This is a genomic window from Peribacillus asahii (assembly GCF_004006295.1).
Taxonomy (GTDB): domain Bacteria; phylum Bacillota; class Bacilli; order Bacillales; family DSM-1321; genus Peribacillus; species Peribacillus asahii_A.
Map to the genome: position 1 here is coordinate 1,127,459 of NZ_CP026095.1, position 20,880 is coordinate 1,148,338.

Annotated in this window: 24 protein-coding genes and 1 riboswitch; of the genes, 15 read left to right on the forward strand and 9 right to left on the reverse strand. The window is 35.6% G+C overall.

Features of this window, described 5'->3' with window-relative positions; genetic code table 11:
- Positions 1–7 precede the first annotated feature (7 nt).
- A riboswitch (glycine riboswitch) is annotated at positions 8–88 on the forward strand.
- Positions 89–234: 146 nt separating this feature from the next.
- Positions 235–1,608 carry an amino acid permease gene (locus tag BAOM_RS05650; protein WP_127759435.1) on the forward strand — a complete coding sequence of 458 codons (1,374 nt, stop codon included), beginning with the start codon at positions 235–237 and terminating at the stop codon, positions 1,606–1,608.
- Positions 1,609–1,958: 350 nt separating this feature from the next.
- Here BAOM_RS05650 and BAOM_RS05655 read toward each other — a convergent pair whose 3' ends face one another.
- Positions 1,959–2,180: a phosphoglycerate mutase gene (locus BAOM_RS05655; protein WP_252283202.1), complete on the reverse strand. Its 222-nt coding sequence runs from the start codon at positions 2,178–2,180 to the stop codon at positions 1,959–1,961.
- 89 nt (positions 2,181–2,269) lie between these two features.
- The gene (locus BAOM_RS24210) at positions 2,270–2,431 is read right to left on the reverse strand and encodes a hypothetical protein (RefSeq protein WP_218973851.1); all 162 of its coding nucleotides are present in this window, start codon (positions 2,429–2,431) and stop codon (positions 2,270–2,272) included.
- 391 nt (positions 2,432–2,822) lie between these two features.
- Here BAOM_RS24210 and BAOM_RS05660 point away from each other — a divergent pair, with 391 nt between their 5' ends.
- The 3 genes from BAOM_RS05660 to BAOM_RS05670 all read left to right on the forward strand — a co-directional run bounded on the left by BAOM_RS05660 (position 2,823) and on the right by BAOM_RS05670 (position 4,300).
- Complete coding sequence (locus tag BAOM_RS05660) at positions 2,823–3,263, forward strand: DUF4275 family protein (protein ID WP_127762456.1); 441 nt, start codon at positions 2,823–2,825, stop codon at positions 3,261–3,263.
- Between the two features lie 23 nt (positions 3,264–3,286).
- Positions 3,287–3,721 (forward strand): YhfM domain-containing protein, encoded by a 435-nt coding sequence (locus BAOM_RS05665; RefSeq protein ID WP_127759436.1) that lies wholly within the window; start codon positions 3,287–3,289, stop codon positions 3,719–3,721.
- A 195-nt stretch (positions 3,722–3,916) separates the two neighbouring features.
- Positions 3,917–4,300, forward strand: a complete 384-nt coding sequence (locus BAOM_RS05670) for a VOC family protein (protein ID WP_127759437.1) — start codon at positions 3,917–3,919, stop codon at positions 4,298–4,300.
- Between the two features lie 72 nt (positions 4,301–4,372).
- On the opposite strand, the gene trmL is transcribed toward BAOM_RS05670, so the two are convergent.
- Positions 4,373–4,843, reverse strand: a complete 471-nt coding sequence (trmL, locus tag BAOM_RS05675) for a tRNA (uridine(34)/cytosine(34)/5-carboxymethylaminomethyluridine(34)-2'-O)-methyltransferase TrmL (RefSeq protein WP_127759438.1) — start codon at positions 4,841–4,843, stop codon at positions 4,373–4,375.
- A gap of 306 nt (positions 4,844–5,149) precedes the next feature.
- Between trmL and BAOM_RS24215 the strand changes: the two genes are divergently transcribed.
- Positions 5,150–5,290, forward strand: a complete 141-nt coding sequence (locus BAOM_RS24215) for a hypothetical protein (protein WP_164853140.1) — start codon at positions 5,150–5,152, stop codon at positions 5,288–5,290.
- Between the two features lie 73 nt (positions 5,291–5,363).
- On the opposite strand, the gene BAOM_RS05680 is transcribed toward BAOM_RS24215, so the two are convergent.
- A complete protein-coding gene (locus BAOM_RS05680) occupies positions 5,364–5,858 on the reverse strand; it encodes a hypothetical protein (protein ID WP_127759439.1) in 495 nt (164 codons plus the stop codon).
- A gap of 188 nt (positions 5,859–6,046) precedes the next feature.
- On the reverse strand, positions 6,047–6,943 hold the full coding sequence (locus tag BAOM_RS05685; RefSeq protein WP_127759440.1) for a DMT family transporter: 897 nt from the start codon (positions 6,941–6,943) through the stop codon (positions 6,047–6,049).
- Between the two features lie 500 nt (positions 6,944–7,443).
- On the opposite strand from BAOM_RS05685, the gene BAOM_RS05690 reads away from it, so the two are divergent.
- The 4 genes from BAOM_RS05690 (at position 7,444) to BAOM_RS05700 (ending at position 10,947) form a co-directional block, all read left to right on the forward strand.
- Positions 7,444–8,448: a quinone oxidoreductase family protein gene (locus BAOM_RS05690; protein WP_127759441.1), complete on the forward strand. Its 1,005-nt coding sequence runs from the start codon at positions 7,444–7,446 to the stop codon at positions 8,446–8,448.
- Between the two features lie 602 nt (positions 8,449–9,050).
- The gene (locus BAOM_RS25610; RefSeq protein ID WP_445081491.1) at positions 9,051–9,305 is read left to right on the forward strand and encodes a hypothetical protein; all 255 of its coding nucleotides are present in this window, start codon (positions 9,051–9,053) and stop codon (positions 9,303–9,305) included.
- Entirely contained in the window at positions 9,187–10,326 is a 1,140-nt protein-coding gene (gene ltrA, locus BAOM_RS05695; protein WP_445081488.1) for a group II intron reverse transcriptase/maturase, read from the forward strand. Before BAOM_RS25610 ends, ltrA begins: the two co-directional genes overlap by 119 nt.
- Before the next feature lie 288 nt (positions 10,327–10,614).
- Positions 10,615–10,947 (forward strand): DUF1904 family protein, encoded by a 333-nt coding sequence (locus tag BAOM_RS05700; protein ID WP_119118027.1) that lies wholly within the window; start codon positions 10,615–10,617, stop codon positions 10,945–10,947.
- Positions 10,948–11,013: 66 nt separating this feature from the next.
- Here the strand turns inward: BAOM_RS05700 and BAOM_RS24220 are convergent, their stop codons facing one another.
- Positions 11,014–11,157 carry a hypothetical protein gene (locus tag BAOM_RS24220; protein ID WP_164853141.1) on the reverse strand — a complete coding sequence of 48 codons (144 nt, stop codon included), beginning with the start codon at positions 11,155–11,157 and terminating at the stop codon, positions 11,014–11,016.
- A 674-nt stretch (positions 11,158–11,831) separates the two neighbouring features.
- On the opposite strand from BAOM_RS24220, the gene BAOM_RS05705 reads away from it, so the two are divergent.
- From BAOM_RS05705 to BAOM_RS24225, 3 genes are all read left to right on the forward strand, one after another.
- Positions 11,832–12,722: an acyl-ACP desaturase gene (locus BAOM_RS05705; protein ID WP_127759442.1), complete on the forward strand. Its 891-nt coding sequence runs from the start codon at positions 11,832–11,834 to the stop codon at positions 12,720–12,722.
- A gap of 28 nt (positions 12,723–12,750) precedes the next feature.
- The gene (locus tag BAOM_RS05710; RefSeq protein WP_127759443.1) at positions 12,751–13,005 is read left to right on the forward strand and encodes a hypothetical protein; all 255 of its coding nucleotides are present in this window, start codon (positions 12,751–12,753) and stop codon (positions 13,003–13,005) included.
- 159 nt (positions 13,006–13,164) lie between these two features.
- Complete coding sequence (locus tag BAOM_RS24225; RefSeq protein WP_164853142.1) at positions 13,165–13,305, forward strand: hypothetical protein; 141 nt, start codon at positions 13,165–13,167, stop codon at positions 13,303–13,305.
- Between the two features lie 167 nt (positions 13,306–13,472).
- On the opposite strand, the gene BAOM_RS05715 is transcribed toward BAOM_RS24225, so the two are convergent.
- A complete protein-coding gene (locus BAOM_RS05715) occupies positions 13,473–14,396 on the reverse strand; it encodes a DsbA family protein (protein WP_127759444.1) in 924 nt (307 codons plus the stop codon).
- Positions 14,397–14,685: 289 nt separating this feature from the next.
- Between BAOM_RS05715 and BAOM_RS05720 the strand changes: the two genes are divergently transcribed.
- The 3 genes from BAOM_RS05720 to BAOM_RS05725 all read left to right on the forward strand — a co-directional run bounded on the left by BAOM_RS05720 (position 14,686) and on the right by BAOM_RS05725 (position 18,153).
- Positions 14,686–15,258, forward strand: a complete 573-nt coding sequence (locus tag BAOM_RS05720; protein WP_127759445.1) for a TetR/AcrR family transcriptional regulator — start codon at positions 14,686–14,688, stop codon at positions 15,256–15,258.
- 193 nt (positions 15,259–15,451) lie between these two features.
- The gene (locus BAOM_RS24230; RefSeq protein WP_164853143.1) at positions 15,452–15,592 is read left to right on the forward strand and encodes a hypothetical protein; all 141 of its coding nucleotides are present in this window, start codon (positions 15,452–15,454) and stop codon (positions 15,590–15,592) included.
- A 1,049-nt stretch (positions 15,593–16,641) separates the two neighbouring features.
- Positions 16,642–18,153, forward strand: coding sequence for a malate:quinone oxidoreductase (locus tag BAOM_RS05725; RefSeq protein ID WP_127759446.1), 1,512 nt, complete (start codon positions 16,642–16,644; stop codon positions 18,151–18,153).
- 369 nt (positions 18,154–18,522) lie between these two features.
- On the opposite strand, the gene BAOM_RS05730 is transcribed toward BAOM_RS05725, so the two are convergent.
- Complete coding sequence (locus tag BAOM_RS05730; protein ID WP_127759447.1) at positions 18,523–19,299, reverse strand: YibE/F family protein; 777 nt, start codon at positions 19,297–19,299, stop codon at positions 18,523–18,525.
- On the reverse strand, positions 19,296–20,435 hold the full coding sequence (locus BAOM_RS05735) for a YibE/F family protein (protein ID WP_373995317.1): 1,140 nt from the start codon (positions 20,433–20,435) through the stop codon (positions 19,296–19,298). The genes BAOM_RS05730 and BAOM_RS05735 overlap by 4 nt, the downstream gene beginning before the upstream one ends.
- Positions 20,436–20,880 lie beyond the last annotated feature (445 nt).

Here is a 20,880-nt window from a genome sequence, read left to right on the forward strand (position 1 = left end):
TATAGCAGGAGCAGCTTCTGGAGAGACCGTGGGAATTCCACGGCGCCGAAGGGTTCACAATCTCAGGCAAAAGGACAGAAGAGTATTGAATATATATTTGTTGTGCTGATCGTTTTAGCATAACAAGTACTTATTTATTATTCTTATTTTTATACCTTAGAGATTGGAGGACATCCAATCTCTTTTTTTATTGCTTTCGTTTCACATGTAAGTTTTTATTAAGGAGGCGCCATTATGGCACAACATGAATTAAAGAGGGGTTTATCAAATCGGCATGTTCAACTTATCGCGATTGGAGGCACTATTGGTACTGGGTTATTCTTAGGATCCGGCAAAGCGATACAACTAGCAGGTCCGTCCATCATCTTTGCCTATTTGATCGTAGGTCTTGCTATTTTTTTTGTGATGAGGGCGTTAGGAGAACTTTTGCTGTCTAAAGCAGGTTATCAATCGTTTACAGACATTGCCGAAGACTATCTTGGACCTCGGGCAGCATTTGTAACCGGGTGGACATATTGGTTTTGTTGGATTATGACAGCTATGGCTGATGTGATTGCTGTTGGGGTATATGTACAATATTGGTTTGATATCCCACAATGGATACCTGCCATTATCTGCTTGATCATTTTATTAGGACTTAATCTATTAACCGTAAAGCTTTTTGGAGAATTGGAGTTTTGGTTTGCATTAATAAAGGTCATCACGATTCTCGCATTAATAGGCATTGGGGTTATTTTGCTGGTGATGGGATTCAAGACAGATGCAGGAACGGTTACGATTCAAAATCTTTGGGAACATGGAGGGCTTTTTCCAAACGGAATATCAGGCTTCTTACTTTCATTCCAGATGGTTGTCTTTGCCTATGTAGGTGTGGAATTAGTGGGTGTATCGGCAGCGGAAACATCCAATCCAGAAAAAAATATCCCATCGGCGATTAATAAAATTCCTTTAAGGATCCTATTTTTCTACGTTGGCGCAATTGTTATCCTATTGTGTGTTAACCCATGGACAGAACTAAATGCAGCAGAAAGTCCTTTTGTAAAAACGTTTAGTCTAGTAGGGATTCCAATTGCCGCAGGAATTATTAATTTTGTCGTATTAACTTCAGCTGCTTCTGCCTGTAACAGCGGGATGTTTTCAACAAGCCGAATCCTGTTTAATTTAAGCAAAAATGACCAAGCGCCATTGCATTTTGCAAAACTGAATAAGAATCACGTACCAAGTAGTGCGTTATGGATATCTGTGCTTGTCCTATTAGTGGGAGCTCTTTTGAGCAAACTTATACCGGAACAAGCTTTTGGAATCGTGACAACCATTAGTGCGATTTGTTTTATTTGGGTTTGGGGTGTCATTCTCATTTGTCATTTGAGGTACAAGAAAACACGCCCGCAATTGCAGGCAAGATCCAAATTTAAAGCACCATTCACACCATTTATTAATTACGCTGTCCTAACGTTGTTTGCCGTGATTCTCATCATTATGCTGGTTGCTGAAGAAACACGTCCGGCCCTGTTGTTAACACCGATTTGGTTTATTCTATTATTTACTCTGTATTCAAATCGTAGAAAAAAGGAAAAAAGTATAAAATTATCTGCCTGGAAAAAATAAGGTGGCGTTTTTAAGTTTAACGAATGGGCTTGAATTTTGAGCAGTATCTGTTTAAGGGGGCACCGAAAGGCTCCCTTAAGGCTTGTTAATGGCTACAAAAAGGGGCAATTGATAAAAATTCTGTTACGGAAGAACTTCGAGCCAATAAAAACCATTTGGAATAATGCTCCATTAAGATCCTTTGAACAAATAAAAAAGATATGTCGAATTTTCGACACACCTTCATTCGTCCGTATTCATTTCTTCAGCCATTTTGTCATCCTCGGGAGCGCTAGGAAACGTGGTAGACAGGAACAAATAAAGTATTATGGAACATATCAGTGACCAAGCAAATGGTTTTGGTGCGGTTCTTAATTGTTTGTTTCATATTGTATGTGTCCTTTGATTTTATTTAAACTCCTGTCAATCTTGGAAACTAGCATATGTAGTTCTTCATTTTCCGAAGCAGAGAAATCTTCTCCGTGTGATTTCGAATAGGATATGCTTGCGTTAATCAATTTTAAGCATGACCTAATTAATGCTAAATCTGTTTTGATTGTTTCCTTGTTTAAGATATCGACGTCTCTTATCATTTGTGCTTCCTCCTTGATGAATCCTAAGTCAATTTCAAATGACCTTGGGAATTCATTGGTACGCTTGAGTTCTTAAATATGAAAAAAATTCACAACCCCTTGTCCCGTAGCTCAGCATCTCGAATTTCAGCATGTAACACTTGAGCTACTTTATGGTCGTATTTTGCTAGTTCATCTACTAAATGCGTAACATTATTCTTCATTAATTCTTTAGCGATTGAACGCAATACCTGTGCTTTTTCCCATTCCATTCTCAATCAACTCCAATTCATGCTATTTATACCATTTTTATAATCGTATACTGAGCCAATTTTACTGTAAAGCGAAATTTATTTTACTTATCATAAAAATAATTTAAAGTTAATAGATTTTGATTAGCGTTGAGTGAACTTGACACTCTATATTATATTTAGCTGAATTCAACTATGTAGATATAGTTATTCAAGTCAATCAATAAAAAAGGCATATTCAGAATTGGGGACTGAATAGGTCTTTTTTTATTTTGATTAAACTTAGGGGATTTTGAGAAGATTTTATTTATTTACATTTCATATCATACGCTGTAATTTTAGACAAGGGGATAGATTGAAAGTAAGGGATTAAGTGAATTTATGTAGAGTAGGTGTCGTTTTGGAATATGTGATGGATTTAGTATCCTTGCTTGAGAAGAAAAAAATAAAGGTAACTGAAATACCTAAGTGGGGAACGTATTTAAGAAAACAATGGGAAGATAACTTTGCCAATCATCTTAGTGACAAAGAAAAGAATTCTATTTACTTTTATGATGAAGATGGCTGCTGTGGCTACCTATGGCATGTATTTAGCTGGGAAAAAAAGCAGTGCTTAAAAGAAGAACAAGCTGATTGGGCATTTAACAAAGAATCAAAGAAATCTTGTTATGTTTTTTATCAGCATTCTAATGATGCGTTAATTCTTGAAAAGGCTTCGTCTTTAAATGCAGATGATTTTCTAAATGAAGAAGATGTGTATGTAGTAGATAAGGAATTCAACTGGACTTATGTGAGAACCCATGAAACAGACTGGTGTGGTCCTTATTTTAGTAGAAAAGATAAAACAATTTAAAGTTATATAGAGGATGGGGGATCTTGAAAACTATTTTTTCAATATTTCTGGTTGTTTGTTTTCTGATTTTAACAGGTTGTCAATCACAACAAGCAGAAACAATGGTTCTCTTAGATGAAAAAATTTCAGAGGTTAAAATTTCAAAATCAAAAGGTTTTGGTGGGATGAATGAAGATTTCGTTTTGTCATTCAAAGATAAGAAATCCATTGATATTTTTAAGAAGGCGATTACGACTGCTGTTAAACAACCAGGTAAGGTTGATATAACTGAACCTAATTACGATGTTATGGTGGAATACAAATCAGACGGAGAAGGACTACCTACACATGGAATTCATTTATGGTTAGGGAAGGAAAATGAAAAGAGTACGTTTATGTATATTACTAATGACACTATTTATCTGACTTCTCCACAAATGACGAAGGAGTTAAGGGAGTTGATACTTTCGGAAGAATAAATGTAACAACTTTACAAAATTCCTATTGTTGGTAAGATTCAAGTAGGAGTTTAGTAATTGATTTTATAATGAGGAAACGTGTTAAAAATAAAAGACATACAAGGTGCTTATAAATTGAACTAATGGGTTGTTTTGCTTGCAGCCAGATTGTCAGCACAGCACTGTGTCATAAATATCAAAGGAGGAAAAGACAGTATGAGAATCGTTGTTACCAGTATATTTGTACAAGATCAAGAAAAGGCACTGGAGTTTTATTCAGAAAAACTAGGGTTTGTAAAAAAGGAGGACGTTCCTGCCGGAGAATTTAGGTGGATAACGCTTGTTTCTCCAGATGATCAAGACGGTACTGAGCTTTTACTCGAACCGAATGTCCATCCTGCCGCAAAGGAATACCAAAAGAAGATATTTGACGAGGGTATCCCAGCAACAATGTTTGGCGTCGCAGACATTCGCAAAGAATACGAACGATTAATGGAAAAAGGCGTGAAGTTTACTATGGAACCGACAAAAATGGGCGAAGTCACAATAGCTGTCTTCGACGATACATGCGGCAATCTTATTCAAATCGTGCAGAAGTAACTTTATGGTGAAGTAACGTGGCTCTTAATGACTTTATTGGTAAACAAAATCTTCCGAGACGGAAGATTTTGTTTATTTTAAATGGGGATATCCTTGCTGGCGCAGGGCCTCATATACTAATATAGCAGCTGTATTCGAAAGGTTCAGTGAACGAACATGATTACTCATTGGTATTCTTAAAAAGTGATCTTCATTTTTTTCTAGTAAATCTTTTGGTAAACCGGTTGTTTCTTTTCCAAACATAAAATAATGTTCTTTTGATACATCACTGAAGTCAAAGGCTGAATGTGTTTTTTCACCAAACGTCTCAATATAGTAAAACGCACCTTGATTTTTTGAGAAAAAGTCATCCAATGAATCATAATACGTTATGTTTATAAGCTGCCAGAAATCTAAACCTGCTTGTTTGATCATTTTTTCATCTGTTGAAAAGCCAAGAGGTCGGATTAAGTGTAAGGCTGTATCCGTTGCGGCACAAGTAAGTGCAATATTTGCGGTATTAGCCGGAATTTCTGGTTGATATAGTACAACATGTATTGCCAAGAATGGTCACCTCTATTTTTATTTTACCCTCCAAATTATAGCATACAGGTTGTGAAGATTTGTACTTAAACGGAGCAGGATAGGTAAAGGGGAATAGTGTAGAATTAACAATATATAAAAAACTTTATTAAAAGTTTATTTATTGTATTTTCATAATGCTGATTAGAAGTTCTGATGAAAAAAGAACTTCTTTTTTGTTTGTTGGAGGATGTAGCGAACAAGTTGAGAAGTTCTACGGCTTGTTGTTTATTTTTGGCTGATTATTGGAATAATGAATACAACTAGTAGAAATAAGGAGTGTTTAGTATGAGTAAAAAATGTTATGGTTGTGACTCAACAAACATTTATATCGAAGAAGAAGTATTTGAAGAGGATTATATTATCCAACTTTATATTTGTGATAATTGTGAAGTAAGCGGCACCAGATTGGAATATTATACTGATTAAAAACAAATAGGCAGGTGCCTGTCCCCAAATCGCTTAACGTTGTAAAGCAGTGTGAGAGACAGGCACCTGTGTATTATTTAGAAGTGAATATAAATCTTTCTTTTAATGGCGTGCCTTCACTTCCTTTTTGAGTCCAAACAATTTCTACTTCTAATTCGGACGCTTCTTCAGCTAAAAGAAAACTATGAAATTGATAGGGGATTTTCTCATTCAATTGTTCTGCTAAAGAAACGGATTGTTCAAAGCGGTTTTTATTACAATCAGTTTGATCAGGACAGCCAAATAGTGCATATTTTGTTTTAGAATTCGGTTGGTTTCTAAACAGATGGATTTCTGCAGATAACACGTCTTCACCAATGTTATCAACCTTTAAAGAATACCTATGGAAGTTTCCTTCCTTTGATTTTACTAGCCCTGTACCACCTAGTTTAGCTTTGTCTAATTTAACTGACCATTGTTTCGTTGTTTGTTCGGCCGGTAATTTATCAAACGTTAAAGCTTCTGTCTCTAGAGCTGTTGAGGAGATAAATAAAAGAGATAGTAGACATATTGCAAATATTTTTTTCATTGTTACGGTTACCCCCTAATTTTATTTTCTTATATTTTTCTCAAATTAAAATAAAGTATGCGGTTTTTAATGAATGGTTGAAGTAGAGAGCTTATTGAGCTAAACCAGCTGATAGATTATCAAGAAAAACAAAAATACTCTAACATAAAAAAACAGCGGGAAATGAATGCTTCCCGCTGTTTTGTACATTATTTAGCTGATTTTATCTTTAATCGCTTTGAAAATTTCATTGATTGATTTTCGCTAACGAATGTTGAGCCTAACAGCAATGCACCACCAAGCATTTGAACAACTGTCATTTGTTCTTGCAAGATTACAGCAGAAATCACTAATGATGTGATGGGGTCTGCATAACTTAATGCAGCGATGCTTTGCCCTTTTAATTTCTGCATACCTGAGAAGAATAACAAAAATCCAATACCTGTGTGTACAATCCCTAAGATTAAAATAAATGGAATGGAAGAACTTGATGCTTCAAAAATGCCAAATCCTTCAGTAAAGAATACATATGGCATGAGAAGCAAGGTCGAAGTTCCAAGCTGAATGAATGTAATTTCGAGCCCGTTCATGTTTTTGATGAACTTGTTGAATAGCATTAATGAAGCGTAGAATATAGCTGCCATTAATCCATAGCCAATGCCAAGTAAATGATCTAATCCAGATGTACTTACACCACTATTGCCAACAATCAATAACATACCTAGCATGGCTATACCAATGCAGATTATTTTCTTTGCAGATAATTTCTCCTTAAGTACCAGCGGCGAAAGAATCAGGACAAAGACAGGTGCAAAATAATAACTTAGTGCTGCATTAGAAATGGTTGTATGCTTGTACGCTTGGAAAAGGAAAATCCAATTTCCACCTAATGCAATACTCGAAAGTAATAAAACCAAAGCATTTGCTTTAACCAATGCCCATGAAAATTTTTTCTTCATCATGAACATGACTGTCATTAAAAAGAAACTACCAACTAAACCACGTAATAAAGCTATTTCACTCGAAGATAAATCAATGTATCTTACAAATACACCAATCGTACCAAAGATGATCATTGATAATAGGAACTGAATGTTAGATTTCATCGTCTACTCCTTCGAATCTGCGAAACAGCTTATATTTCGCAGATTCTTAATCTGTTTTTAATATAAGCTTATTCAGTGCTGATTTAACAGCTGAAGTAAACGGTGGCGGCGGTGATGTTGAAAAGGACTTCCAAGTATATAAATGTATATTGGATAATGGCATAATAATCCCCCTATTTCTATTAGCATATTGATATTGTCTAATTATACTTTATAGAAGCTTATTGAACTATAAGGTCTGTTTCTGCAACAGCGAATTTATTAGGTGAATTCTAGAAAAAGGAAACATGGAGTGAAGTTATTTGTAATAAGTAATCAACCTAAACAGCTGGGGGACAGGCACCTTAACTAAGTCTGTTAAATGACGTTCTTTTGTGTATTCAGTATGAGGTAAATCGTTTGTAATCGTTTAAATGTTACAATATACTGAATATTAGGGATATTTTAACATTTGATTCGAGTGAACGCTCGTTCAATCTATACTTTTAGGGGGAAAATAGATGAAAGCCATTGTTTTGCGAGAATTAGGCGGACCTACTCAATTAAGATATGAAGATGTGGAAGTTCCGACGCCAAAAGCAAATGAAGTTTTAGTAAAACTTAAATATGCATCATTAAATCGAAGAGACCTATGGATTACTTATGGACAGTATCCAGGGATGGAACTGCCATCTATTTTAGGAGCAGATGGAGCAGGTGAGGTCGCTGCTGTTGGAGAGCAAGTTTCTGAAATTAAAGTAGGAAGTGCTGTTGTTATTAACCCCGCTTTGAATTGGGGAGAAAGCCGAGCTTTCCATGGACCGGATCACCGTATATTAGGAATGCCATCCGATGGTACATATGCTGAATATGTAGTTGTTCCAGCAGAGAATGTTTTTACAAAACCAACATATCTTTCTTGGGAAGAAGCGGCTGCCTTACCATTAGCAGGTGTAACAGCTTTTCGTTCCCTTATGTACAGGGGCAACCTTAAAAAGGGAGAAAACGTTCTTATTCCTGGAATTGGGAGTGGTGTTGCCCTACTTGCCCTACAGATTGCTGTAGCACATGGGGCAAATGTATTTGTTACATCTAGTAGCGATGAGAAACTTGAAAGAGCAAAGCAGCTTGGGGCAAAAGGCGGGGTGAATTATCGCTCGGAAAACTGGGTAAAAGAAATGAAAAAGCTAATGGATGGTGCGGACCTCATCATCGATAGCGTTGGTGGAGAAAACTTCAATCATTTGATTAATTTAGCTAAACCAGGTGGACGTATCGTTAATTTCGGTGCTACAAGCGGAACAGTTAAAGAACTACTTCTTCCACGAATATTTTTTAAACAATTGGATATAAAAGGGTCTACAATGGGAAGCCCAGAAGATTTTAAAGAGATGCTCCAATTTTTTGAAGAACATAAAATTTCTCCATATGTTGATAAATGTTATCCTCTTAAAGAAGCAATAGAAGCGTTGATTTATATGGAAAATGCGGTTAACTTTGGGAAAATTACCTTAAAGATTGAATAATAAAGTTTAGAAATGATTTTATTTGAACTACTCTTTTAGGTGAAACAAATGGAATGAACGGATGTCAAAGTTAAACAGGGGTTGCTGCGGCAATCCTTTTCTTTGTGTGCCAGGCATGGCAACTATCTAGGTGGTGAAAGTCCACTGTGGGGGTACACATCGACCAACCACTAAGGAAGCGCAAGGTACTTATCGTGAGGTAAGGGCTGGAGGAAGCGTGGAATAAAATCTTGGCTCGACGAACAGAAATCTGATACTAAGGCTCTATAAAGGGATGAGACTCCAAAGCAAGTCAAAGTCCAAAAGGTGTGCGTAACTTTGTAGAGTAAATCAGGCGAGTAAAAGAGGAAAGATAGTTGTCTTACCCTGGGAGGTCTTGCGGATGTACAGGAGTACAGTCGAAAAAGGTTAGCCGCAAGAAGTCAGCAGAAGCCATAGTAATGAAACCATTCATGAAGGGCTGAACAATTTATAGTGTTTCAACGCCACGAATGCGTAAGTGACGTACTCCGAATGTGTTAATGGTGAAAGTATGAGCGTATCTCAAAGAATAACCAAAATGGGGCTATCACTTACTACGTGAGAAGGAAGGAGAAACGAGTGTGGAACTTTTAGAACAGATTCTAAGTAATCAAAACATGAATGAAGCTTACTTGCGTGTTTATAAAAATAAGGGTGCAAGTGGTGTCGATGGAGTAACAGTTGATGAACTAAAGCAATATCTGAAAGAGAACAAGGATGAACTTGCGCCAGCGCATCAGAACAAGAAAATACCAACCACAAGCTGCCTTACGAGTGGAGATCCCAAAAGAAAATGGAAAGATGCGCAAATTGGGAATACCAACAGTAGTGGATAGGGTCGTTCAACAAGCCATTCATCAAGTACTCAGTCCGATATTTGAAAAGCAATTCAGTGAATTCAGTTACGGCTTTAGACCGAAAAGAAGTTGTGAGATGGCTATTATAAAAAGTTTGGAATTTCTGAACGATGGACATGACTGGGTTGTGGACATTGACCTGGAAAGATTCTTCGATACAGTCCACCACGATAAGCTCATGCGAATCATATCTAATACAATTGATGATGGAGATGTCATTTCTCTAATAAGGAAATACTTAGTCGGTGGAGTTATGGTGAATGGAAAATATGAAGAAACACCAATTGGAACTCCGCAAGGAGGAAACCTCAGTCCGTTATTGAGCAATATTATGTTAAATGAACTCGATAAGGAACTTGAGAATAGAGGACTTCGATTCGTAAGATACGCAGATGACGCTCTCATCTTTGTGAAAAGTGAGAAAGCGGCCAATAGAGTGATGGAATCAATCGTGGGATTTATAGAAAAGAAATTAGGGTTGATAGTCAATGTAGAAAAGAGTAAAATCTCCCGTCCAAAAGATTTGAAATTCTTAGGATTTGGATTTTATTACGATTTTAAGAATGAGAAATATCAAGTAAAACCCCATCTCACATCCATACAAAAACTTCAAAGGAAGCTTCGAAAATTAACAAAGCGAAATTGGAGTGTTCCGCTGGACTACCGAATTCTAAAACTAAAACAAGTCATACTTGGGTGGGTTAATTACTTTAGAATCTCGAATATGAAAAAAGCGATGACTGAGATAGATAAGAAGCTTCGCTCCAGAATTAGAGTGATCATCTGGAAGCAATGGAAGGTAGCGAAGAAACAAATCAAATCGCTTGTCCAATTAGGGATTCCAGAGGAAGAGGCGAAAGGATTAACTTTCTGTCGAAAAGGTTATCGGTACATCGGACTATCAAAAGTTGTTCAAAGAGCAATCTCAAACAAAAGACTAAAGCAGAGGGGGCTTCCCTCTGCTTTAGAACATTATCTAAAAGTACACACTGTAATATAAATTGAACCGCCGTATACGGAACCGTACGTACGGTGGTGTGAGAGGGGCGAAAATAGTTAAATTAATTTCCCTCTACTCGATTTGTACTAAGGTCACAGTTTAGTGGAAGAATCGTTCGTTGAATAATGTCGCTTAAAGAAGTGATTAATAGAGTCCTACCTAACCGATTACTTCGGTTTATACGTGTAACATGGAAAAGAAGGAAAGACTTTGTTTATCAAGAGACTTGATATAAAATTTCTAGTAGAAAGCTAACAAATGATGTGATACATAATGGAGGGAATACAATTGCCACACTTAGTGATTCGAGGAGTATCGATTGAAGAGATGAAAAGAATCAGCAAGCCATTAGTAGGGGAGCTTGCAGAAATTTGTGAATGCGGGACAGATAATTTTACGTTCGAGGTACCTCATTCCACGTTTGTATTTGACGGGGAAGAAATTCCGGCTTTCCCGCTTATTGAAGTAAAATGGTTTGAACGCGGGCAAGAAACTCGCGATCGCTTCGCTCAATCTGTTACTAAATATATCATGTCAACAGGTGTTGATGAGGTAGAGGTCGTGTTTATTCCTTTCTCTGAACCTGCTTATTATATTAATGGCGAAAGAGTCGGAGATTAAAGGAAACATGAGGCTAGTGTGCCTGTCCCCCGATCGTTTAACGATTGGGGGACAGGCACATTAAACTTATTTTTTGAAAATATAGAAAATGATTCTTTCAAAAACATCCAATTGATCTGTAATAATGAAAGCCGGGAGGAGCATCATCGCAAGAAATACAACAAGATTAGAAACAACTCCTATTTTAAAGAAACTATTTAAAACCTTCATAATTATCCCTTCTTAGTTTTAGTGATGTTATATACTATTCTGGTATATTGAAAGAGATTGGACAATGTGTTAATAAAATAATAATAACAAGAAAACAATTCTATTATTTCTGTACTTCCCCGGAACTTCCTGATAGCTAATACAACTAGATTATGCCTATTTTATGATAAGAATTAGCTAGAGATAATAGTGAGGGCAGCTTTACTAAAGGATAGTAATAGTGTAAGATTTATGTATGATAGTATTGCAATTATGGTGATGATTCACCGAATTTACTTGCAAGAAGGAGAAAAGAAGTTATTTTGGATCATTGACTGAAAAAAATATTATTTTTAGTCTACTTTGTTACCATTGTGGAGTCCTGCTACTCAACTATATTTATTGAGCCTAAGTCACCTCCACGTCAGCAATCTCAAAATGTACAAGTTACTATTCATCCGTTTTTATCCACAGCTCATGTGCGGTAGCAAGGATTAATAAGAAAGCCTCCGAATTAGGAGGCTTTTATTTTTTTATCTAAATATATTTTTACTGATTGTACCTGTCCCTCATGACTAAACAGCCGGGGGATGGGTATCTTATCTTGTATTCCTTTTATGATTTAAATTATAATTGTTAAGAAAATTCAAATGATTTAAAGTTAGACAGCAAAAACACTTTAAGGAGAAAAAATCATGTTAAATTCAGATTTGGATATACGCTTAGAACCTCGCATTAAAGAGTTATATCGATTACATAAAGAACGTTCTGCCAATATTGACTGGAGCTATCACGAATTTATTCCATGGGACAAGGCCATGTCCTTTAAACGAGTTCCTTGGGATGAGAGTCAAGTAACTCTTCCAGAAGGTGTAATTGTAGCGATAGAAACAGCATTACTTACAGAAGTAAATTTACCTTGGTATACTTCGCATTTGGATTATACATTTAAAAATTCAATGGAAGTAATCAATGATTTCGTACGCACTTGGACGGCTGAAGAAGACCAGCACTCTAACTTACTTGAAACGTATTTATTGGTGACACGAAATGTAAATCCCACAAGATTGCATGAATTAAGAAGACGAGTAGTTGAAAGCGGTTGGTTTCCAGACTTCACTAACCCTCTAGCAACAATGGCCTATACTTCATTGCAAGAGTTAGCTACACTCGTTTTTTATAATAATGTAGCTAAAATAGCGGGTCCGTATGATAAAGATTTAGCAACATTACTTCGACGTTTAGCGAAAGACGAAGCACTTCATTATGCATTCTATCGTGACACAGTGAAAGCACATCTTGAACTTGATCCGAATTTCATTGTTTATTTTGAGGATGTCATTATTAATTTCTCTATGCCAGGCGCCGTTATGCCAGACTTTAACGAGAGAATGAAAACCATTGCAATAGATGCGAATTATGGCCCACTACAATACTTTGACCAAGTATTAGACGTAGTCGTGACTTATTGGGATATTGCTAACTTACAACCCACTAGCGAAGAAGCCAAACAATCGCAAGCAAATATATTGAAATATCATGGGCGTTTAAAAAGAATTAAAGATCGCCATCTAGCAAAAAAATAAAAAGTAGATGTATGAAAGGGTTTTTATAATGAAAGCAACTTGCGAATTATGTGGAAAAGAAACAAAAGATAAAGTAAGTTATTTAGAACTTGAAACGTGGGAATTTGATGTTTTGAAGAAAGAGAAAAAAGATTTTTACTCTATTTGTTTTGATTGTTTTGATAAGCATACCAATAATTTCATTGACAAGGAGACGGATCTTGAATTGAGAAAAAAACGTTCTCTTTCGGTGAATAGAGAGATTCAAGAAGAAATTGAGGCTATTCTTGAAATTGAAAGTTGAAGAAGAAAATCAAATAGCATAGCCTTCAAAAAAGAAAGCAAACTAAAATAGCGGATGCCAATAACAAAAAAATAATACGCTGATCTCTTTGTGCAGTGTATTTATAATGGTTGGTATCTAAGGGCAATAACTAAATCGAACTACAAGGATGGTGAAAACATGTTTAAAAATAAGCAAATGAAAAATAAGACTGCTTCATCTAAAACAGATGTGGAAATTCCAAATGATGGACTTACAAAATTAGCATTAAAAGCTCAAAAAAATAAGGACGCTCTAACTGCCCTTCAAAATTTAACTTGATGTTTTTGAGGGATTCTAAAATTAATCGTTATTAAGACAGTCTTTTTGTTTGAGGTTAAACAAATGGAATGAACGGATGTAAGAGTTAAACAGGGAGTGCTGCGGCAATCCCTGTTTATGATGCCTGTGAAGAATTGTAATTATGATATGGGAAGTGTTTTAAATCATTATTTTCTTACAAAGTATATTTCACCGAGAACTTCTTTCGTTTCATAAGTACCCGGTGTTAATTCCGTTTCAACAAATGCTTCAATATCGGATTGTTCAACATCGTACATGACTTCAATCTCTTTCGAAAATAAAAGTTTCTCTTTTTCAAGCAAGTTTGAAAGGGAGGGTTGTTGGGTTGGTTGTAGTTCTTCCACATTTAGAACTTGCTTTAATCCGTCAACATAGTATTCAAACGAGCGACCACCGACAATTTTTACGCCCTTATTTTCCTCATTGATCATGATAATGGTAGGAAATCCTCTAGCACCTAGACTTCTTGCAAGACCAAAATCTTCATTTAACAATTGTTGTCCAGATGGTTGTTCAGCTTCATTTACAAGTGCTTTTCCATCAAGTCCAAGTTTATTTACCATTTCAATCAAAACGGATTTATCTGAAATATTTTGATTAAATGCGAAAAGCTCTTCTCTTGCACGTCGTAAATAATCATAGGCTAATGCATCAGTATGATTTTTTTGAATTACTTTAAATACACGTGAGGGCGGGTAGGATGATTGAACTGGATTGTCAATCATGAGTGACCCATCAATTGGCATACGTGAATATTCTCCAACTTCCCTCCAGTGACCAGCAACGTCTGCGGGTTTGTAAATTCCGTTCGCAGGATCAATTGGTCCGTCATGCCATTTTTCCAGTAGTCCTCCCATAACTGTATGAAAGTTAAAATAGTGTCCGTATTGTTCTTTAAAACGACGAAGAGTGGGTTCAATCGCCCAGCAATGAGAGCAAATTGGATCAGTTACATAATAGAGATTAATCGATTTCTTTGGTTGATTAAAATCAATAACTTCCATTTCTTCCTCTCCAGCTGCTCCGCATACACCTGTTTCTAAATCACAAATCATATTATTGTTTTTCAATTCATTTTCCCCCATCTCTGTAAAATTAGTAAAAAGACTTAGTGCTGGCTGAGTTCCTACTGTTGAAACTTTTGATACGGTTAGAATCAAACGCAAATTGTTAGCTGCTGTAACTTAAGGGAAGAACCGTAGCTGACAATTCCAGCTGCTTATTATTCCGTGCCTTATAGTTTGCTTTGCAATTCTATTTTAAGCCATAATAAAACCATCAATAAACCAATAGTTAATTGGATTTGTCGTTTATACAACACATTGAAAAAATTGTTTAAAAAGTAGGAGGGACGATGATATGACTCAATCAAAGACAGATCCCCGAATTCTACGTACTCGCAAATTAATCATGGATTCATTCATTGAACTTTCAGGTAAAAAAGAATTCAAAGAGATTACCATAAAAGATATAACTGCAGAAGCCATGATTAACCGTGCAACATTCTATTATCATTTTAAGGATATATATGACTTATTAGAGAAGGTATTATCAGAAGTATTGTTAGTTAATTTGAATTCTGATGCCTACCAGAATGACGAACTAAATGAAGAAGCGCTCGTTAGTATCTTCATTGCTATAACAAATTTTCAAACGTCATTATCTAATCGTTGTCATAGAGGATACGAAGATACCATTGCACGTATTATTAGGGAACAGCTTGAAATCATTTTTTATAAAATGTTGTTAAAACAAAGTACAACTGAAGAGGGTAAATCTTTAAAAATTACAGCTGTCATATTAAGCTGGGGAATTTACGGTGCTTCTGTAGAATGGAGAAGAGATAGTAAGGAGCTGTCGCCGGAAGAATTTATCAAATCAGCAATTCCTTATATCATGTCTGGGATTGATGTTGGCATATTAAAAAAATGAATTGGCTATTTTTTTAAATCCTTAGCATGTTCCCATTGTGAACGAATGTACTTAAACGGATTGGGTAGTATTTGTCCAATAAGTGGAAAAACTTTTTTATCGGGTGAGTTTAGTTGAATTAACATTCAAAAATGTTCGTTTAAGATTTTAGACGTGGGGCAAACTAAAAAGGATTGCCAAAGGGGGTTACCAAATGAAGGATGAAAAAAATAAAATAAAGTATGACGCTGATGGAAATGTTTTATCACCGGCGTCAAACTCGAAAGAAAGGCCAGCATCTCTCGACTCTAAACGCGGAATCTTGGATGAAAAGAACCCGGATGATTTTGAATGAAAAATACTTTAACATATTGTCCACCAGCTGTCCTTTTTAATAAACTGTTTAACAGATCTGTCTAATATATTTATCCGCTGAAAGATTATGCTTAGGCTTTAAAAGTGGTTGAAGAGGCTGTCTATAGAAAATGTTATAAGATGATTTTTTAGGGCAACCTCTTTCTTTAATTAATACCTAATCATTCACCTAGCTCTTATTCCGAAAAAGATTTTGAATTAAGAAATTTCCTCACACAGCTTTAAACATAAGTTTAACAAACAAAAACCTCCAATTTAGTATGTACTCATCTTATAGAATTATGTTGTCAGGATATTACCACTCTTATTAAGCTGAACGAGTGCGTTTCTTCCATTTTCATGTGCCGTAAATGACTCCACATTAGTCTTTCCTTAATTTTTAAAAATTTGTTGATATAATTTGGTAATGCAGGTCAAGTATAAGACGACATCAATAGGTTAAGGTAATAGTATCTACAACTCCTTAAACAGCAGTCCAGGAAAGTAGTCGGGGACTTATAACAAATGGAAAATCTATATAGATTTTTCCGTGCAGGTTATCTTACTGGAAAGTCTGGAATTTTTGATGCATGAAGGGGTTCGTTCTTTTTACGTATTGCATGTGTTCGAGTGATTTTGGCTCTTTTTAAAATTGGCTAACATGAATCCTAAACAGCATTATCAATATTAGGTACTAGGTGTGTGTAGAATTATAATTCCTTTTATTACCATAAAATCCCTATAACTGTAATATAATAGTAACTATTTTCATCTCTAAATAAATGTGATACATTATTATATGTAATTAGTATAAAAAGCCATGTTTCTAGGGCTTTATGGATGAAATTTCTGCTTTTACCAGAGTCCGGATAGTTTATGTCTGTAATATAATAGTAGATATTTTAATCTATAAATAAATGTGATACACTATAATTAATATAATTAAATTAATAATTTGATACAGAAAAGGTGTGTGACTAGGTTGCGCCTTGTCTTGTTTTGACGCGCCTACATCCTTTCTGCAAATCTTAGGGTATAAGGATGGTAAAAATGAGTAATAGAGAAAATAAAACAGATGTTATCTTAATTGGTGCCGGAATTATGAGTGCAACTTTAGGGACACTCCTAAAAGAATTAGTACCAGATTGGAAAATTACAGTGTTTGAGAAGCTTGACAAAGCAGGAGAGGAAAGCTCTAACGAATGGAATAATGCGGGAACAGGGCATGCAGCACTGTGCGAGCTTAACTATACTCCTCAAAAATCGGACGGCTCTATAGATATTACTAAAGCTATCAACGTCAATGAACAGTTTCAAGTTTCAAGACAGTTTTGGGCTCATCTTGTAAATAACGATTTAATCCGTAACCCACAGGACTTTATCATGCCATTGCCTCACATGAGTCTAGTAGAAGGGGAAAAAAATGTAACGTTCTTGAAAAAGCGTTTTGAAGCGCTTTCAAATAATCCTTTATTCCAAGGTATGGAATTTTCGGATGATCCAAAAAAACTGAAAGAATGGATTCCAGTTATTATGGATGGCCGTACATCAAAGGAACCGGTTGCAGCAACAAAGATTGACTCTGGAACAGATGTTAACTTTGGTGCTTTAACACGCATGTTAATTGATTACTTAAAGAAACAAAACGTTGAAGTTAACTACAACCATCAAGTTAATGATCTTAAACGTACTAGCGACGGTTCATGGGAATTGAAAGTGCGTAATGCTAACGGTCAAGTTGAACGCCATACGGCAAAATTCGTCTTTATCGGCGGCGGCGGCGGAAGCTTACCTTTATTACAAAAAACAGGTATTCCTGAAAGTAAACATGTTGGCGGATTCCCAGTAAGCGGACTATTCTTAGTATGTAATAACCCGAAAGTTGTCGAGCAGCATCATGCAAAAGTATACGGAAAAGCTAAAGTTGGTGCTCCTCCAATGTCTGTTCCGCATCTGGATACACGATATATCGATAACAAAAAATCATTGCTATTTGGACCGTTTGCCGGCTTCTCGCCAAAATTCTTAAAAACTGGTTCAAATATGGATTTATTAGGTTCTGTAAAGCCGAATAATGTCTTGACTATGTTATCAGCAGGTGCAAAAAACATGGCGTTGACAAAATACCTAATTCAACAAGTTATGTTATCGAAAGAGCAACGTATTGAAGAATTACGCGAGTTTGTTCCGAACGCTAAAAGCGAAGATTGGGATATCGTAGTAGCAGGTCAACGTGTACAAGTTATTAAAGATACTGCTGCGGGTAAAGGTACGCTTCAATTTGGTACGGAAGTTATTACTGGCGCTAACGGTTCGGTTGCTGCATTACTAGGGGCTTCTCCAGGTGCTTCTACTGCTGTTCACGTTATGCTTGATATAATCAAAAAATGCTTCCCGCAACATATGAACGAGTGGGAACCGAAACTTAAAGAGATGATTCCTTCTTATGGTATGAAGCTAGCGGAAAACCCAGAGCTTTTCCAAGAACTTCATAATTCAACATCTGAGGCGCTTGGTCTAAGCGAAAAATCGTTACAAAAATCAGGTCAAAGCGTATCATAAGTAGTTGTGAATTTTTTGAAACTGCAACTCAAAATGTAATGACTTAAAGATATAGAATAGGTGTTCTGCTATTCCGTTAAAAAAGACTTCTCACTTTTGTGGGAAGTCCTTTTTCGATTTTGAGGGTGGAAAAAACGCTGCAAATTATTAGTAAAATAAAAATCATCCCCTATGCCAGCACACTTGCGGAAACAGGGGATGATTTTTAATCATTCCAACTCGCGCGTTGAACGTCAACACTCGCGCAATGCGACTAAATTCAAATGTTATACACTTAAGTGTTGCTTAATTAACATCGAGATGCACATAATTATTCAGTCTAAATCAAAATTACAAATACAAATTGTTTGAGCTTTCCTCTCATGAAGCTTATTTAAATATCTTGTTATTTTCTCTTGTTTTTACTAAAAAATAGGCATTAATCCAGGAAGCGATTGGAATAATCAGAGCTATACCAATTCCGGCACAAAATATAGATATCATCTCAGCACTAAATACTTTTGAATTTACGATTTCTCCAACAGAATAAGATAAATGTTTAAACCATATAAGCAATCCTAGATATCCTCCAAAGAAGGCAAAAAATAACGTATTCGTATTTGTTCCTAAGATATCCTTCCCGATACTTAATCCAGATGTGAATAAATCTTTCCTGCTAATTAATGGATTATGATTAAATATTTCACGCATAGGAGATGTAATGGAAATGGCAACATCAGTAATGGCACCTATTGTACTCATAATAATCACAGAAGCTCCAATTTTAACAAAATCTACCCCGATATAAAGGGAAAATATGCTAAGCTCCTCTATTTCTTCTTCACCAAACCCCTGAATCATAGCATTTCGTGTCACCATGTCAATAAAAAAAAGCAAAATGACAATTGTGATAATAGTAGAAATGAATGCTGTTATTGTTTTACTGTTCATTTCATTAATATAAAATAGGTTAATAAAACTAATCACTGCACATGCAATCAATGTTAAGATAATCGGATCAGCATTTGGATCTGTCATAAAAAGTATGGTAAGAAGTAGAACAACAAAGTTTAGGAATAAAGAAAAAAAAGACCGTGCTCCTTTTTTTCCACCAATAAGTATCATGAGTATAAATAAAATGGCTGCCAGCCACACTAATACATTCATAATTTTGCCCTCTTTCGATTAATGAAAAAAATAGAAGTATATAGACCTATTGGAATAGTTAACACTATTCCAATACCGCCAGCTAGGGCTCGAGCCAATTCTAATGAAAGGTTCATGGAAAGGGTAAACCCCAATGCAGAAGCATTCTTGAAATATAAAATAAGCAATGGAATGGAACCGCTTATATATGCAAAAAACAAAATATTTGTCATGGTTCCCATAATATCTTTTCCAATCTCCATTCCTGAAGTTTTAAGTGCTTTTACTGGTATGTTGTTATTCTTTTCATACAATCCAAAGATAGAAGAAGACATTGTAATGGCTACATCCATTACGGCTCCTAAAGATCCGACGATTAACCCGGCCATAAACACCATTCGATAAGGATGCGTTAGAAATTGCATTTCTTCATATCGAAGGCCATTTTCGGAAGTTAGCCACATGACAAGATAGGTAATTAACAGCGAAATAAAAGTTCCTAGCAGGGTCGCAACAATGGCTGCATATGTTTTTTCATTAAAACCGTTAACGAGTAATAAAGAAATGACAGTAAATAAAATAGTACTTACACTGCATATCACTACTAAACTCATGTTTGATGTACTCAGATAAACATCCAATGCATATGACAACAAAACAGCATTGGCTGCCAAACTTATAATAGAAAACAGCCCTTGTTTTTTTCCAACCATAAGTAGAGTAAAGATAAAAATCCATGCTATGATTACAACGTGTTTATCACGTTTTACATCTTTTATGGTTCCAGTTAAATCCGTATTTTCTTCTTTGTTTGTGTCAATTGAAACAAACAATTCATCTCCAACATGGTATTCTTGATCATAAGCTCCGGATGATGAATACTCATTGGTTAAATGGATAAGCCGTCCTTTTTCTTCTCCATTTTTTAGCTCGGCTATTATAAGTTGATTGAATAGATAATCTTTATTATCATGTATATCAATCATTTCAGTTTTATCTTCCAAAGTGGTTTTGATGACTTTGGCTATCGGACGTTCATAGAATGAATAATTGTGATTAACAAAAAAAACAGAGGCGGCAAAACAAAGTCCTATTATGATATACAAAAAAATTTGTTTGTAAGTCATTTCTTTAAATTTGTTTACTATAACATTCAAAAAAAACCCTCCAACTATCGAGATGGAACCCAGTGTATAAAATTTGAACATGCTGTTTTTTGGAATGAATTAGAATTTTTATAATTATTTCTAAAAAATGCATTGTTCTAGGTAACAGCGTATCTCTAGCACAGGAGCCTCATCTAACGATGGTACTCAGTTAACAATGGACTTAGAATAGCAGGAAAATTTTCAAACTTCAAGAGAATTCCTCCCGATTCGTTTCTTATTATGATTAGGAATGTTAAGGTGTCTGTCCCTCAGTGCTATAATGTTATAGTGAGACGGGGACAGGTACCGTATCCCAGAGTACAAATTCATAATATAAGCTTTACAGAAATGAAAGATAAACCAGTCGTTACTCTGAAATTCGAATTTTGCGGCTTGAATTCTAGTGTGTTTACACAACAAAAAAAAGCAGGCTCAAGCCTGCCAACTGCAATGG

Bases quoted from the DNA above. Each gene is read 5' to 3' on its own strand.
- BAOM_RS05710 (WP_127759443.1), top strand. From the start codon at position 12,751: ATGAAAGCAACTTGCGAATTATGTGGAAAAGAAACAAAAGATAAAGTA.
- BAOM_RS05650 (WP_127759435.1), top strand. From the start codon at position 235: ATGGCACAACATGAATTAAAGAGGGGTTTATCAAATCGGCATGTTCAA.
- BAOM_RS05680 (WP_127759439.1), bottom strand. From the start codon at position 5,858: ATGAAAAAAATATTTGCAATATGTCTACTATCTCTTTTATTTATCTCC.
- BAOM_RS24210 (WP_218973851.1), bottom strand. From the start codon at position 2,431: ATGGAATGGGAAAAAGCACAGGTATTGCGTTCAATCGCTAAAGAATTA.
- BAOM_RS05705 (WP_127759442.1), top strand. From the start codon at position 11,832: ATGTTAAATTCAGATTTGGATATACGCTTAGAACCTCGCATTAAAGAG.
- BAOM_RS05720 (WP_127759445.1), top strand. From the start codon at position 14,686: ATGACTCAATCAAAGACAGATCCCCGAATTCTACGTACTCGCAAATTA.
- BAOM_RS05730 (WP_127759447.1), bottom strand. From the start codon at position 19,299: ATGAATGTATTAGTGTGGCTGGCAGCCATTTTATTTATACTCATGATA.
- BAOM_RS24215 (WP_164853140.1), top strand. From the start codon at position 5,150: ATGAGTAAAAAATGTTATGGTTGTGACTCAACAAACATTTATATCGAA.
- ltrA (WP_445081488.1), top strand. From the start codon at position 9,187: ATGAACTTGCGCCAGCGCATCAGAACAAGAAAATACCAACCACAAGCT.
- BAOM_RS05670 (WP_127759437.1), top strand. From the start codon at position 3,917: ATGAGAATCGTTGTTACCAGTATATTTGTACAAGATCAAGAAAAGGCA.
- BAOM_RS24230 (WP_164853143.1), top strand. From the start codon at position 15,452: ATGAAGGATGAAAAAAATAAAATAAAGTATGACGCTGATGGAAATGTT.
- BAOM_RS05725 (WP_127759446.1), top strand. From the start codon at position 16,642: ATGAGTAATAGAGAAAATAAAACAGATGTTATCTTAATTGGTGCCGGA.
- BAOM_RS05660 (WP_127762456.1), top strand. From the start codon at position 2,823: ATGGATTTAGTATCCTTGCTTGAGAAGAAAAAAATAAAGGTAACTGAA.
- BAOM_RS24220 (WP_164853141.1), bottom strand. From the start codon at position 11,157: ATGAAGGTTTTAAATAGTTTCTTTAAAATAGGAGTTGTTTCTAATCTT.
- BAOM_RS05655 (WP_252283202.1), bottom strand. From the start codon at position 2,180: ATGATAAGAGACGTCGATATCTTAAACAAGGAAACAATCAAAACAGAT.
- BAOM_RS05690 (WP_127759441.1), top strand. From the start codon at position 7,444: ATGAAAGCCATTGTTTTGCGAGAATTAGGCGGACCTACTCAATTAAGA.
- BAOM_RS24225 (WP_164853142.1), top strand. From the start codon at position 13,165: ATGTTTAAAAATAAGCAAATGAAAAATAAGACTGCTTCATCTAAAACA.
- BAOM_RS05685 (WP_127759440.1), bottom strand. From the start codon at position 6,943: ATGAAATCTAACATTCAGTTCCTATTATCAATGATCATCTTTGGTACG.